Below are 641 nucleotides of genomic sequence, written 5' to 3' on the forward strand. Positions count from 1 at the left end.
CGCCGAGCGGGCCGGGCGACGGAACGCGTGCTCGCGACGCGGCGACTCGGACATCGACGTCGTCATGGTTTCGGCACCTCCAGCATCACGGTGGTGCCCGACCCGGGCGACGAGAAGATGCGGGCGCGGCCGCCGACCGTGCCGAGGCGGCCGACGACCGACTCGGCGTAGCCCAGGCGTGCGCCGTCGACGGACTCCGGCTCGAAGCCGTGCCCCGCGTCGGTGACCATCGCGCGCACGGTGTGGTCGTCGTCGGTGACCGTGACGTCGGCCTCGTTGACCCCTGAGTGCCTGCGCACGTTCTCGAGGCACTCGCCCAGCGCCCCGAGCAGTGCGTCGAGGGTCTCGCGGGGAAGGACGAGCTGTCCGGCCCCGTGCCAGTTCACGTCGAGCCCCATGCGCGCGAAGCGCTGGCGCACCGACTCGAACGTCGTGCTCAGCACGTCGGCGTCGGTGGACTCGGGGGAGAAGATGGCCGTCGATCCGGCGTCGAGCGGCGCGCCGAGTCGCAGCTGGCGGAGCAGCAGGGCATCGTCGCCGGCCTGCTGCCGCAGCGCGGACTTCCCGACGCCCACGCCCGAGTGGGCCAGCAGCGACAGCGTGGCGAGCACCGTGTCGTGCAGCACCCGGGCATCCTGCCG

Annotated in this window: 1 protein-coding gene; it reads right to left on the bottom strand. The window is 73.3% G+C overall.

The features are described from left to right. Nucleotides 1-62: 62 nt before the first annotated feature. Nucleotides 63-641, bottom strand: a 579-nt coding sequence (locus GH736_RS23955) for a sensor histidine kinase (protein WP_328596964.1), incomplete at its 5' end; no start/stop codon positions are given.

Origin of the sequence: Agromyces humi (assembly GCF_009720255.1) — a bacterium.
Lineage (GTDB): Bacteria > Actinomycetota > Actinomycetes > Actinomycetales > Microbacteriaceae > Agromyces > Agromyces humi.